9 protein-coding genes and 1 pseudogene are annotated in these 13,294 nt (G+C 63.9%); 6 read left to right on the plus strand and 4 right to left on the minus strand.

Translation table 11 applies throughout. The features are described 5' to 3' along the window. From GCM43_RS24250 to GCM43_RS24270, 5 genes and pseudogenes are all read left to right on the plus strand, one after another. Positions 1–1,024 (plus strand): annotated as a pseudogene (locus tag GCM43_RS24250) (DNA polymerase III subunit gamma/tau); the annotation flags it as partial. Positions 1,025–1,067: 43 nt separating this feature from the next. Beyond that, complete coding sequence (locus GCM43_RS24255; protein WP_152248448.1) at positions 1,068–1,394, plus strand: YbaB/EbfC family nucleoid-associated protein; 327 nt, start codon at positions 1,068–1,070, stop codon at positions 1,392–1,394. Between the two features lie 47 nt (positions 1,395–1,441). Continuing rightward, entirely contained in the window at positions 1,442–2,032 is a 591-nt protein-coding gene (recR, locus tag GCM43_RS24260) for a recombination mediator RecR (protein WP_152248449.1), read from the plus strand. A gap of 11 nt (positions 2,033–2,043) precedes the next feature. Then, positions 2,044–3,261 carry a CaiB/BaiF CoA transferase family protein gene (locus GCM43_RS24265; RefSeq protein WP_152248450.1) on the plus strand — a complete coding sequence of 406 codons (1,218 nt, stop codon included), beginning with the start codon at positions 2,044–2,046 and terminating at the stop codon, positions 3,259–3,261. A gap of 132 nt (positions 3,262–3,393) precedes the next feature. Continuing rightward, positions 3,394–4,524 (plus strand): esterase-like activity of phytase family protein, encoded by a 1,131-nt coding sequence (locus GCM43_RS24270; protein WP_226929650.1) that lies wholly within the window; start codon positions 3,394–3,396, stop codon positions 4,522–4,524. Here GCM43_RS24270 and GCM43_RS24275 read toward each other — a convergent pair. The 4 genes from GCM43_RS24275 to GCM43_RS24290 all read right to left on the minus strand — a co-directional run bounded on the left by GCM43_RS24275 (position 4,493) and on the right by GCM43_RS24290 (position 11,701). Next, positions 4,493–6,646, minus strand: a complete 2,154-nt coding sequence (locus GCM43_RS24275; RefSeq protein WP_152248451.1) for a putative bifunctional diguanylate cyclase/phosphodiesterase — start codon at positions 6,644–6,646, stop codon at positions 4,493–4,495. The two genes, GCM43_RS24270 and GCM43_RS24275, sit on opposite strands and share 32 nt — an antisense overlap. 1 nt (position 6,647) lies before the next feature. Beyond that, positions 6,648–9,110, minus strand: a complete 2,463-nt coding sequence (locus tag GCM43_RS24280; protein WP_152248452.1) for a response regulator — start codon at positions 9,108–9,110, stop codon at positions 6,648–6,650. 330 nt (positions 9,111–9,440) lie between these two features. Further along, positions 9,441–9,641 carry a YbdD/YjiX family protein gene (locus tag GCM43_RS24285; protein ID WP_152248453.1) on the minus strand — a complete coding sequence of 67 codons (201 nt, stop codon included), beginning with the start codon at positions 9,639–9,641 and terminating at the stop codon, positions 9,441–9,443. After that, positions 9,641–11,701, minus strand: a complete 2,061-nt coding sequence (locus tag GCM43_RS24290) for a carbon starvation CstA family protein (protein ID WP_152248454.1) — start codon at positions 11,699–11,701, stop codon at positions 9,641–9,643. The genes GCM43_RS24285 and GCM43_RS24290 overlap by 1 nt, the downstream gene beginning before the upstream one ends. A 228-nt stretch (positions 11,702–11,929) precedes the next feature. Here GCM43_RS24290 and GCM43_RS24295 point away from each other — a divergent pair, with 228 nt between their 5' ends. After that, positions 11,930–13,294: a cache domain-containing protein gene (locus GCM43_RS24295; RefSeq protein WP_152248455.1), complete on the plus strand. Its 1,365-nt coding sequence runs from the start codon at positions 11,930–11,932 to the stop codon at positions 13,292–13,294.

Genomic DNA, 13,294 nt, shown 5'->3' on the forward strand with positions numbered 1-13,294 from the left:
CGTGGTGGCTGCGGCGGTTGCGGCAGCATCGGCGCCGATGTCCGCGCCTTCTGCGCCTGCTGCACCCGTTGCGCCGGAGCCTGCCGCCGCGCCGTCCGGCGCACCGCTCAGTTCGGCGCGCGCCGCCATTAACGCCGCGTTGCAAGCTGCGCGCGCCGCCTCGAAAGGCCGACCGGGCAGTGCCCCGTCGGCACCCGCTGCAGCACCGAAGCCCGAGCCGGTCGTTGCGGCTGCACCCGTTGCGCAGAGTGCACCGGCAGCACCGTCGAGGCCGCCGGTCGCTAGTGCCTCGCCCGCACCGTGGGACGATGCGCCAGCCGCGGCCGTCAGCGACACACCTGTGCCTGCCCAGCGCGCCCAGCCGGCAGCCCCCGTGCGCCAGGCTGCGCCGGTCGATGACGACTTGCCGCCCTGGGTGACCGAATTTTCCGACGACAGCGCCATCGCTGCCCACGCATCGGCGCCCGCTGCTGCATTGGCGTCGCCCAGCGCAGGTGCCAGTACCACTGCTGCCAGCGCGCCGTCCGAGCCGCCGGCCGTGGTGATGCCGCAGCGCGCCGCCAAACAGGCTGCGCCCGACGCGCCGTATGTGATCACGCCTGTGCCCGCCATTGGTTGGGACGGCAACTGGCCGGCGCTGGCTGCCAGCCTGCCGCTGCGCGGCGTGGCCCAGCAACTGGCGGTGCAGGCCGAACTGATTGAGTGCCTGCATGACGGCCACAGCACCACCTTCCGCGTGCGCGTGCCGATCGACACCTGGCGCTCGCCGGCCAATGTCGACAAGCTCGCCGCCGCCCTGTCCGAACGCTTCGATCGCAAGATCGCCGTCGATACCGAACTGGGCGCTGTCTGGTACACCGCCAGCGCCGAAGCGCAGGCGCATCGCGAAGCGTGCCAGCGCCAGGCTGAAGAAACCATTGAAACCGACGCCTTTGTGCTCGATATGAAGCGTGAATTCGACGCCTTCGTGGTGCCGGGGACGATTTCGCCTGCACCGGCCGGCACTGCGCCGACCCTGCATTAATTTATTTTTGAACCGCTGTTTGAATTGATACGGAGCTTTACCCATGATGAAAAACCAACTGGCTGGCCTGATGAAACAGGCGCAAGCAATGCAGGACAATATGAAAAAGGCCCAGGATCAACTGGCGCTGATCGAAGTTGAAGGCCAGTCCGGCGCCGGCCTGGTCAAGGTCGTCATGAGCTGCAAGAATGACGTCAAGCGCGTCTCGATCGACCCGTCGCTGCTGGCTGACGACAAGGACATGCTGGAAGACCTGGTGGCCGCCGCCTTCAACGACGCCGTGCGCAAGGCCGAAGCGACTGCCGCTGAAAAAATGGCAGGCCTGACCGGCGGCATGAATTTGCCAGCCGGCTTCAAGATGCCATTCTGATGATCTGCCGCATGCGCCTCTTTACCATGCCTAGCGTGGCTTGATCCATGTCCAAGTCGCTGGAATTTCTGACCGAGGCGTTGCGGCGCCTGCCTGGCGTGGGGCCCAAGTCGGCCCAGCGCATGGCATTTCATCTGCTGCAGCATGACCGCGAAGGCGCGGCCATGCTGTCGCGCGCGCTGTTCCAGGCCGTCGATGCCGTGCATCACTGCGCCCTGTGCAATACCTTTACCGAACACGAAATTTGCGAGAACTGCCTCGACGACGAGCGCGACAAGCGCCTGCTGTGCGTGGTGGAAACGCCTGCCGACCAGTTGATGATCGAGCAGACGCTGACCTACAAGGGCCTGTATTTCGTGCTGATGGGACGTTTGTCGCCATTGGACGGTATCGGCCCGAAAGATATCCACCTGGAAAAGTTGCTCAACCGCGCCAACGACGGCGTGGTCAGCGAAGTGGTGCTGGCCACCAACTTTACCAATGAAGGCGAAGCGACCGCCCACTACATCAGCGAAATGCTCAAGGCGCGCGGCCTGCGCGTGAGCCGCCTGGCGCGCGGCGTGCCGGTCGGTGGCGAACTTGAGTATGTTGACGCCGGCACCATCGCACGCGCCATGCTCGACCGCCGCGCCACCTGAACGGAGTGCCCATGGAAAACAAAACTGTAGCTGGCCCGCTGGCCGGTATCAAAGTGCTGGAACTGGGGACCCTGATTGCCGGGCCGTTCTGCGCGCGCATGCTGGGCGAATTCGGCGCCGAAGTGATCAAGATCGAGTCGCCCGATGGCGGCGACCCGATCCGCACCTGGCGCGTGCTCAAGGACGGCACCTCGCTGTGGTGGTCGGTGCAGGCGCGCAACAAGAAAAGCCTGACGCTGAACCTCAAAAGCCCGCAGGGCCGCGACATCGCGCGCCAGCTGGCGCTGGAAGCGGACATTATTATTGAGAACTACCGGCCCGGCGTGCTGGAAAAGTGGGAGCTCGGCTATGAACAGCTGAAACTGCTCAAGCCGTCCCTGATCATGGTGCGCCTGTCCGGCTTTGGCCAGACCGGCCCGATGAAGGACCTGCCCGGCTTTGGCGCCATCGGCGAATCGATGGGCGGCCTGCGCTATGTGTCCGGCTTTGCCGACCGCCCTCCCGTGCGCGTAGGTGTATCGATTGGCGACTCGGTCGCTGCCCTGCACGGCGTGATCGGCGCCATGATGGCGCTGCGCCACCGCGACGTGACGGGCGGGCGCGAACAGGGCCAGGGCCAGATGGTCGATGTGGCGCTGTACGAGTCGGTGTTCAACCTGATGGAATCCCTGGTGCCCGAATACGACCAGGCCGGCGTGGTGCGCGAGCGCACGGGCGGCTCGTTGCCCGGCATCGTGCCATCGAATACCTATACCACCGGCGACGGTGAAAATATCGTGATTGCCGGCAATGGCGACGCGATTTTCAAGCGCCTGATGCTGGCCATGGGCCGCATCGACCTGGCCGGCGACGCGCAACTGGCACGCAACGACGGCCGCGTGGCGCGCACCGCTGAAATCGACGAGGCCATCGGCGCCTGGTGCGCCGGCCACACCATCGACAGCGCACTGGCGGTATTGAAAGCGGCCGATGTACCGGCCGGCAAAATCTATTCGGTGCGCGACATGATGAGCGACCCGCAGTTCCTCGCGCGCAATATGTTCGAGCAGCACCAGTTCGCCGACGGCACCCCCGTCAAGCTGCCCGCCATCAGCCCCAAGCTGTCGGCCACGCCCGGCACCACGCAATGGCTGGGCCCGGAACTGGGCCAGCATAACGAAGAAGTGCTGGCCTCGCTGGGTTTTGACGCCGCCGCCGTGGCGCAGTTAAAGGCAGATGGCGTTGTGTAGGTCGGTAGGTCGGATTAGGCCGCAGGCCGTAATCCGACAACACCGCTGACGCCAACAATGTTGTCGGATTACGCGGGGCTTCGCCCCGCTAATCCGACCTACGCTCTTTGCACAGATTGATAAAGGCTTACCGTGAACCGCTTGACCATTACCGCTCTGCTCGGCACCTTGCTGCTCTCGGCCTGCGCCACCGCACCGGTTCCCCATGACGCGCCCATCAGCAGCTTGCGCCTGATCGGCGAACAGCGCATTGCATTGAAGCAGGAGTTTCAGGGCACCAGCGTCGGCGGCCTGTCCGGCATCGATTACGATGCGGCCAGCGACAGCTGGGTGCTGGAAAGCGATGACCGCTCGGAAATCAATCCGGCGCGCTTTTACCGCGCCAGGCTGGACTACGATGCACAGCAGTTTCGCAGCGTCAAACTGGAGTCGGTGCACTTTTTTACGCAGGCCAACGGCAAGCCGTACCCCAACCTGGCGCATGCCAGGCTGGAGCAGGGCGACCAGGTGCCCGATATTGAAACCATCCGCGTCGATCCGCGCGATGGCAGCCTGTGGTATGGCAGCGAAGGCAACCGCAAGGTCGGCCTTGACCCGTTCGTGGCCCATGCCGATCGCGACGGGCGCTATCTGGCCACCTTGCCCACGCCGGCCATGTTCAGGGTGTCCAAAGAAGAGCGCGGCTCGCGCAACAACATGACTTTTGAAGGCCTGTCGTTTGCGCCGGACGGCAACAGCTTGTGGCTGGGCATGGAAGCGTCGCTGTACCAGGATGCTCCGCTGGCCACGCCCGAGCAGGGCTCGGTGGTGCGCATCACGCGCCTGGGCCGCGACGGCAAGGTATGGGGCCAGTATGCGTATCCGATCGAGCCGATTGCTTCGAAGCCGGCGCCGGGGCGCAATGGCGACAATGGCGTGTCCGAAATCCTGGCGCTGGACGACCATCGCCTGCTGATCGTCGAGCGCGCCGGCGTGGAAAACGCCGAAGGCATCTATGTCAATCATGTGCGCATTTTTGAAATGGATACCACCGGCGCCACCGATATCGCCACGCTGCCGGCCCTGGCTGGCGCAGCTTATGTGCCGGCGCGCAAGCGATTGCTGCTGGACCTGGAAAAGAGTGGCCTGCAACGCGTCGATAACCTCGAAGGCATCAGCTGGGGGCCGCGCCTGGCCAACGGCCGGCGCAGCCTGGTGATGATCTCGGACGACAATTTCAACCCGCTGCAGGTCACGCAGCTCCTCGTCTTCGAAGTGCTGTAAGCCGCGCCAGCATCCGCCCTTCCTGGCGCGCCAGCATGGCCGTGATGGTGTCGTGCGGGGCAGGGTGGCCGAGAAAATAGCCCTGCGCCATGTCGCAGCCGTATTCTGCCAGCATCAGCAGCTGTTCGTCGGTCTCCACGCCTTCGGCCACCACCACCATCTTCAGACCGTGCGCCATGGCGATAATGGCGCGCGTGATGGCGGCGTTTTCCGTGTCCTGCGGCAGGCCGGCGATAAAGCTGCGGTCGATTTTCAAGGCCCGCACATCGAAGCGCTTCAGGTAGTTCATGGACGAATAGCCGGTGCCGAAGTCGTCGATCGACAGGTACACGCCGATGCCGCGTAACTGCTCGAGCGTGACCATGGTGGCGCGCGCGTCGTCCATCAGCGTGCCTTCGGTCAGTTCGAGCTCGAGCAAACGCGCGTCCAGGCCGGTATCGGCCAGCGCCGACAGCACGATCTGCATCAGGTTTTCATCCTTGAACTGCTTGGCCGACAGGTTGACGGCCATGCGGATCGCCTGCTGGCTGCCGTTTTGCCAGGCGCGTGCCTGGTTGCAGGCGGTGCGCAGCACCCATTCGCCGATCGGCACGATCAGCCCGGTTTCTTCTGCCAGCGGAATGAATTCGGTGGGCGGTATCATGCCGCGCTCGGGATGGCGCCAGCGCACCAGCGCTTCCACGCCGACGATCTGCGTGCTCGGCACGTCGATCTGCGGCTGGTACAGCAAATACAGTTCGTTGTTCTGCAGCGCCTTGCGCAGGCCCACTTCCATCCTGACATGGCTCATGATCTCCATCGTCAGCGATGAGCTGTACAGCTTGGCGTTGTTCTTGCCGCAGTTCTTGGCGTGGTACATCGCCGTGTCGGCGTATTTGAGCAGCGAATTGCAGTCTTCGCCGTCTTCCGGGTACAGCGAAATGCCGATGCTGGCGGTCACAAAAATTTCATGCGCATCGATCATGAAGGGGCGGCCCATGGCTTCCTTGACACGCTGCGCCACATTGAGCGCGTCTTCCACCCGTTCCAGGTCGGGAATCAGGATGGTGAATTCATCGCCGCCCAGGCGCGCCAGGTTGCTGGCGCTGTCCATCTGGCCCGCTTCCGCTTCGCCCTGCAGTACCAGGTCGCTGGGGCGCACGGTGTCGCGCAGGCGCTCCGAGACGATTTTGAGCAGATGGTCGCCCACATCGTGGCCCAGGGTATCGTTGATGCGCTTGAAGGCGTCGAGATCCATGAACAGCACCGCGAACTTCTTGTCGTACTCCTTCGAGCGCTGCAGTTCGCGCTCCAGCGTTTCCAGGAAAGCCTGGCGGTTGGGGATGCCGGTCAGGCTGTCGCAATAGGCCAGCCGGCGGATCTGCTCTTCAGAGCGCTTGCGCTCGCTGATATCGCGCACCAGGCCCAGCACTTCGTCGGGGCCGGTCGACACCAGCCGCGCCTCGAAGTGGCGCGAACTGTCGGCCTGCGTCAAGGTATAGTCGACCGAACGCACCTGCTGCGTGGCCAGCACCGCGTGCATCTGCTCAACCAGGCGCGCGCCGATTTCAGCCGGCAGCACTTCGCTGATATGGCTGCCGACGCAGCTGTCCATGCTGGCGTGATGGCCTTGTGCGTAATCGAGATAATAGCCGTCGCGGTTCATGCGGAAAAAAGTGTCGGGAATCGCTGCCAGCACGGCGCGGTTATGCGCGTCGGCAATGCGCAGGCGCGCTATCGCGTCGCTGGCGCGCAGCACATACAGCACGCGATGGCCGAGGATCGGCCAGTTGATCGGCTTGGAGACGAAATCGGTGGCGCCCACCTCGTAGGCGTGGGTGACCGCCTCGAGCTCGTCGCTGCCGGTGACCATGATGATGGGCACGCTGCCGCCCGTCTCCTGCTCACGGATGGTGCGGCAGGCCGTAAAGCCGTCGAGCCGCGGCATGTCGACGTCGAGCATCACCAGGTCCGGGCCGCTGTGCCGGTAGCGCGCCAGCGCCTGCACGCCGTCTTCGGCCTCGATCACGTCCAGCCCCACCTGCGTGAGCATCTGGCGCATCAGCAGGCGCATCACGGGATCGTCATCGGCCACCAGCACCAGGCCGCGTTTGGTTGAGTTGGCTGAGGGTGGCGCTGTCATGTCAGTGCTCCTTTACAAGGATGGCGCCCAGCGATGTGCGCACCGCCAGGAACTGCTGCTGCATGGCCTGCAGCATGGCTGCTGCGCCGTCGAGGCTGCTGGCGCGGCCCAGTTGCTCCATCTCCCGGCACAGCTGCGCCAGGCCGTCTGCGCCGACATTGGCGCTGCCCGACTTCAGGCTGTGCGCGACCTTGCGCATGGCTTCATGGTCGTGCTGCTCGATGGCGGCGTGCAATACGCCCAGCTGGCGCGGGGTGTCGCTGACAAAGGCGTGGATCACGCGCCCGAGCAGCGCCTCGGCATCGCTGTCATTGCCCGACAGGGCGCGGATATGATCGAGCGCGGCCAGGTTCAGCTCGCGCGCCGGGGCAGGTGGAGGAGGCGCCGGTTCGCGGTCCTGGTGGTGCATGCTGGCCGCGCGCGGCAGCGCAATCCAGCGCGCGATCGTGTGTGCCAGCTCCTGCTGCGTGAATGGTTTGCTCAGGTAGTCGTCCATGCCGGCCGCCAGGCAGGCTTCGCGGTCGCCCTGCAGGGCGTTGGCAGTAATGGCGATAATCGGCATCACGCGCGCGTGGCCGAACTGCTGTTCAGCACGGCGTATTTCGGCGGTGGCGGCAAAGCCGTCCATGACCGGCATCTGGCAGTCCATCAGCACCAGGTCGAAGTGTTCGCTTTGCACCGCCTGCAGCGCCTCCTGGCCATTGTGGGCGCACAGCACTTCCAGCCCCAGGCTGTCGAGCATGGCGCGCGCCACTTCCACGTTGACCGGATTGTCTTCGGCCAGCAGCACGCGGCGGCGCTGGCGCCGGCCGGCCTGGCGCACCGGGTGCGGCGCAGGGTGCGCCGGGGAATGAAAGAGCGCATGGCCGCGCAGCGCGTCGGCGCGCGGCGGCGTGACGATGCAGTCGAACAGGTCGCATTCGCGCGCCGGCTTGATCAGCTGGAAGGCCACGCCGGCCTCGCGCCGCTGTACCGGGTCGGCGGCGTCGACGTTGCTGGTGAGCAGCAGCAGTTTCAGGTCGGCCAGCAGCGGCTCGCGCCTGATGGTGGCGGCCAGCGCCAGGCCGCTGGTGCGCGGCAGCGCCATGTCGAGCAGCGCCACCGTATAGGGCTTGCCAGCCTGCACGGCGCCATGCAGGCGCGCCAGGCACTCGCCTGCCGAGACGGCGCTGTCGCTGGCGATATGCCAGCTGGCCAGCTGGCGCTCGAGTACGGCGCGGGTGGCCGGGTCATGGTCGACGATCAAGGCGCGTAACCCCCGGGTGGTTTTCAGGTTGAAGGACGGGTCATCGCTGTCGACGCGTCGCTTGTCGAAGCGTACTTCGAACCAGAAGATCGATCCTTGCGTTAGAGCATTGTCGACGCCGATGGTGCCGCCCATCAGTTCGACCAGCTGCCTGGAGATCGTCAGGCCCAGTCCGGTGCCGCCATGCTTGCGCGTGGTCGAGCCGTCGGCCTGCGAGAACGATTCAAAGATGCGCGCCTGCGCTTCCTGCGACACGCCGATGCCGGTGTCGTGTACCTCGAAGCGCAGGCCCACGCCAGGGCCGTCCTCGCAGCACACGGCAACTTTGACCGTGACGGCGCCGGTCTCGGTAAATTTGATGGCGTTGCCCAGCAGGTTGACGATAATCTGGCGCAGCCGGTTCGGGTCGCCGCAGATGGCGATCGGGATATCGTTGGCGATCAAAAATTCCAGCCGGATCTGCTTGACCTGCGCCTGCGGCGCAAACACATGCTCGATATCGTCGAGCAGTTCGCGGAAATTGAAGCGGATATATTCAACGCTGAGCTTGCCAGCCTCGATCTTGGAAAAGTCGAGGATATCGTTGATGATCACCAGCAGGTTTTGCCCCGAGCGCTGCACCATGCTGGTGTAGTGGCGCTGCTGCGCAGTCAAAGGGCTGGCCAGCAGCAGCTCGGTCATACCCAGCACGCCGTTCATGGGCGTGCGGATCTCGTGGCTCATGGTGGCAAGAAAGGCGCTCTTGGCCTGGCTGGCTGCCTCGGCCGCGTCCTTGGCCTTTTCCAGCTGCTCGGTGCGCACGCTGACCTGGCGCTCCAACTGGTCGCGATAGCTGTCCAGCGTGGCGTCGCGGTTGTCGATTTGCGCCAGCATGGCGTTGAAACTGTCGATCAGCACGCCCAGCTCATCGCTGCGCTGGTGGGCAATGCGGTGGTTGTAGCTCTGGCTGCGCGACACCGCCCTGGCAGTCGTGATCAGTTCGCCAATCGGCTCGGCAATCAGATTGTTCAGCCGCCGCGCCAGCAGCAGTGCTGCCAGCAACGCAAGCACGCTGGCCACCAGCAGGCCCGGCAGCCACTGCCAGTTGCCCGGCGCCAGCCGATGCCACAGCATGGTCGCGGCCAGCGCCGCAAACACCAGCAGCAGCGCGCAGCCTGCCGACAGCACCGACATCATGGTCAGCCTGGCGCTGATGCTGGAGCGATGAAAATTGAACATGAATGCGCGACGCTCCAGATGGCTGGTGAACTGGCGGCAGATGTTAAATTAATTCCAACAGGAAATGTAATCGTGAAAACTGACCCGGTTGTTGATATGGGTCTAAGGAAGAACAAGGGAAGGGGAACGGAGGCAGACGTGATCTGTCGGTAGGTCGGATTAGGCCCTTCGGGCCGTAATCCGACAACATTGTTGGCATATAAATTAGCTGAGCAGCTGCGTAATCCGACAACATTGTTGGCATCAGCGGTGTTGTCGGATTACGCGCTTGCGCGCTAATCCGACCTACGCAGGCGTGGCGTAATCCAACAATCAGGCAGAAGCGTCAGCCTAACAACACCCCCCACGCTTGCCAGCCCCGCCATACCTGGCCTCCTGGCGCTCGCGGAAGAATTCCTCATACGTCATCATCGGCTCGCCCGGGTGCGTCAGTTCCCGGTGCGCAACGTAGGTGTCGTACTCGGGCAGGCCGCACATCAGCCGCATGCTTTGCCCGAGGTAGCGTCCTGCCTTGAGGATTTCATCGATCATTATTGCACCGTGGGCAAGGCCTGGTACGGGGTTTCCTTGGTGCTCGGTTTGCTGTCGGCGCGCGCCTTGAGCACCGTGCGGATACCGAAGAACAGCACACTCACCACCACCACCACGAAGAAGCCAGCCAGGCCGGCGTCGAGGTAGTCGTTGAAGATAATCTGCTGCATCTGCGCCACCGACTTGGCCGGCGCCAGCAGCGTGCCTTCATCGAGCGCCGCCGAATATTTCCTGGCGTGCGCCAGGAAGCCGACGCGTGGATTGGCGTCGAAAATCTTCTGCCAGCCGGCAGTCAGCGTGCACAGCAGCAGCCACACGGTCGGCACGATGGTGACCCAGGCGTACTGGCCGCGCTTCATCTTGAACAGCACGCAGGTGCCGAGGATCAGCGCAATGGCCGCCAGCATCTGGTTGGCAATGCCGAACAGCGGCCACAGCGTATTGATGCCGCCCAGCGGATCGACCACGCCCTGGTACAGGAAGTAGCCCCAGGCCGCTACGCACAGGCCCGTGGCGAGCAGGTTGGCGATCACGTTTTCGGTCTGTTTCAGGCTCGGCACGAAGCTGCCCAGCAGGTCCTGCAGCATAAAGCGGCCGGCGCGCGTGCCGGCGTCAACGGCCGTCAGGATAAACAGCGCCTCGAACAGGATCGCAAAGTGGTACCAGAAGGCCATCATGGCCTTGCCGCCGATGGCGCCCGACAGGATCTGCGCCATGCCCACGGCCAGCGTCGGTGCACCGCCGGCGCGCGAAATAATGGTGTGCTCGCCGACGTCCTTGGCCGTTTGCGTCAGCATTTCCGGGGTGATGTAAAAGCCCCATTGCGAGATCGCCTGCGCAGCCGACTCGGCCGTGGTGCCGATCAGGGCTGCCGGGCTGTTCATGGCAAAGTAGATGCCCGGCTCGATGGTCGAGGCCGCCACCAGCGCCATAATGGCCACAAACGATTCCATCAGCATCGCGCCGTAGCCGATAAAGCGCGCGTGGCTTTCGTTTTCAATCATTTTCGGCGTGGTGCCCGACGAGATCAGCGCATGGAAGCCCGATACGGCGCCGCAGGCAATCGTGATGAACAGGAACGGGAACAGATTGCCCGACCAGACCGGGCCGCTGCCGTCGATAAACTTGGTCATGGCCGGCATTTTCAGGTACGGCGCCACCACGATAATGCCGATAGCCAGGCCCACGATGGTGCCGATCTTCAGGAAGGTCGACAGATAGTCGCGCGGCGCCAGCAGCAGCCACACGGGCAAGACGGAAGCGACAAAGCCGTAGCCGATCAGCATCCAGGTCAGCTCGGTGCCGGTAAACGTAAACATCGGGCCCAGCACGGCGGACTCCTGCACGTACTGGCCGCCGATAATGGCCAGCATCAGCAGCACGAAGCCGATAATCGAGACTTCGCCGATGCGCCCGACGCGGATATAGCGCGAATACACGCCCATGAACAGCGCGATGGGAATGGTGGCCATCACGGTAAAGCTGCCCCATGGCGAGCCGGTCAGCGCCTTGACCACGATCAGGGCCAGCACCGCCAGGATAATCACCATGATCATGAAGCAGCCCAGGAGCGCGATCATGCCGGGGATTTCACCGAGTTCAGCCTTGATCAGATCGCCCAGCGAGCGGCCGTCGCGGCGCATCGAAATAAACAGCACGATAAAGTCCTGCACTGCGCCGGCAAACACCACGCCAGCGAGAATCCACAGCATGCCGGGCAGATAGCCCATCTGCGCAGCCAGTACCGGGCCGACCAGCGGTCCGGCGCCGGCGATAGCGGCAAAGTGGTGGCCGAACAACACATATTTATTGGTCGGCACATGGTCGAGGCCATCGTTATGCTTGAACGCCGGCGTCATGCGGCGTGGGTCCAGGCTCAGCACCTTGTCGGCGATAAACAGGCTGTAAAAGCGGTAAGCGATCAGGTAGACGCAGACGGCGGCGATGACGATCCAGATGGCGCTGATCGATTCGCCACGCTGCAGGGCGATCACGCCCAGGGAGCCGGCGCCGGCCAGCGCAAGCGCTGCCCAGCCGAGCTGTTTGAAAATGCGGTTCATTGCTTCCTCCAGAGATTGACGGGCGCGATTGATGTCCGGCGGACAGGCACTGATCGGTGTCAGTTTGGCGCATGGCCGCTTATGCCACGTATTCATCAAGCTTATAATGATGGCAAGCAGCGTGGCAAGCGCAGCACTACGCAGTAAGTCTCAGTATTACTACGCAGGCGTGCAGCAGTCTTGCCACGTAAAATCATGGATTGTTTATATGGGCAGGCGGCGCAGGGCATGAAACTCCGACAGAAAGTGATCTTCCTGGCCATTACGCCGCTGATCCTGGCCATGTGCGCGATTGCCTTCGCCGTGCGCCATCAGGCCATCAGCCTGGGCGAGCAGCAGCGCGCCACCATCGCGCAGGCCTATCTGGCCAGCAAGGAAGCCGAACTCAAGCATTACGTCACGTTGGCCAGCCATTCGATTGCTTCCCTGTACCAGTCGGGGCGCAAGGACGCCGCCACGCTCGACGAAGCCAAGCGCATTCTTGGCGCGCTCAGCTATGGCGACGACGGCTACTTCTTTATCTACGATATGCAGGGCAATTCGCTGATGCATCCGCGCCAGCCCGAACTGGTCGGCCAGAACCTGTGGGAGCTGCGCGACCAGGACGGCACGGCCACCATCCAGCGCCTGATGCAGCGGGCCAAAGACGGTGGCGGCTTCGTGCGCTACCACTGGGTCAAGCCGTCGACCACCAAGTCGGCGCCCAAGCTCGGCTATGTGATCCTGATGCCCGAATGGGGCTGGATGCTGGGCACCGGCATCTATATGGACGATGTGGACCAGGCGCTGGCCAAGGTCGACACCCAGCAGTTTGGCAATATCCGCTCGACCATGTTGTGGATTGCCGCGATTGCCATTCTCGGTTCGCTGCTGGTGGCCGGCTCGGGCCTGGTGCTCAATATCAGCGAACTGCGGGTGGCCGACGCCAAGCTGAAAGTGCTGGCCCAGCGCGTGGTCGAGTCGCAGGAGGAGGAACGCGCGCGCCTGTCGCGCGATCTGCACGATGGCATCAGCCAGTGGCTGGTATCGATCAAGCTGCAGATCGAGGCCGGCATCGCGCGACTTGGCGGCACTGCGGAGCAGCAGCAAAAAGCGCCGGCCACCTTCGAGCGTGCTGCCGAGCAGCTCAACAACGTGCTGGGCGAAGTGCGGCGCATTTCGCACAACCTGCGCCCGGCCATTCTCGACGACCTGGGCCTGGCGGCCGCGCTCGACCACTTGGTGCGCGAATACAACGACAGCAGCAGCGCCCAGGCCAGCTTTGCGGCCCGTCCGGCCGGCGCCGGTGAGGGCTTGCCGGACATGGTCAACACCGTGCTGTTTCGCATCGCGCAGGAAGCGCTCACTAACAGCGAGCGCCATGCGCATGCCAGCGAGGTGGCGGTCAGCCTGCAGGAAGCGGGCGGGGCGCTGGAACTGCGCATCAGTGACAATGGCGGCGGTTTTGACGCCGACGGCATTGCCCTGCATCCGCAGCGCGGCATCGGCCTGCGCAATATGACCGAACGCATGGAAGCCATCGGCGGCAGCCTGCAGATCAATTCGACGCCGACCGGCACCGTGGTGCTGGCGCGGCTGGACCTTCAACCCTAG

Source organism: Janthinobacterium aquaticum (assembly GCF_009208565.1).
In the GTDB taxonomy this organism is placed as follows: Bacteria; Pseudomonadota; Gammaproteobacteria; order Burkholderiales; family Burkholderiaceae_D; genus Janthinobacterium.

What these genes read in the sequence shown, in the direction of transcription:
- GCM43_RS24265 (WP_152248450.1), top strand. Translation starts at nt 2,044, where the DNA reads ATGGAAAACAAAACTGTAGCTGGCCCGCTGGCCGGTATCAAAGTGCTG.
- GCM43_RS24295 (WP_152248455.1), top strand. Translation starts at nt 11,930, where the DNA reads ATGAAACTCCGACAGAAAGTGATCTTCCTGGCCATTACGCCGCTGATC.
- GCM43_RS24275 (WP_152248451.1), bottom strand. Translation starts at nt 6,646, where the DNA reads ATGACAGCGCCACCCTCAGCCAACTCAACCAAACGCGGCCTGGTGCTG.
- GCM43_RS24280 (WP_152248452.1), bottom strand. Translation starts at nt 9,110, where the DNA reads ATGTTCAATTTTCATCGCTCCAGCATCAGCGCCAGGCTGACCATGATG.
- recR (WP_152248449.1), top strand. Translation starts at nt 1,442, where the DNA reads ATGTCCAAGTCGCTGGAATTTCTGACCGAGGCGTTGCGGCGCCTGCCT.
- GCM43_RS24285 (WP_152248453.1), bottom strand. Translation starts at nt 9,641, where the DNA reads ATGATCGATGAAATCCTCAAGGCAGGACGCTACCTCGGGCAAAGCATG.
- GCM43_RS24255 (WP_152248448.1), top strand. Translation starts at nt 1,068, where the DNA reads ATGATGAAAAACCAACTGGCTGGCCTGATGAAACAGGCGCAAGCAATG.
- GCM43_RS24290 (WP_152248454.1), bottom strand. Translation starts at nt 11,701, where the DNA reads ATGAACCGCATTTTCAAACAGCTCGGCTGGGCAGCGCTTGCGCTGGCC.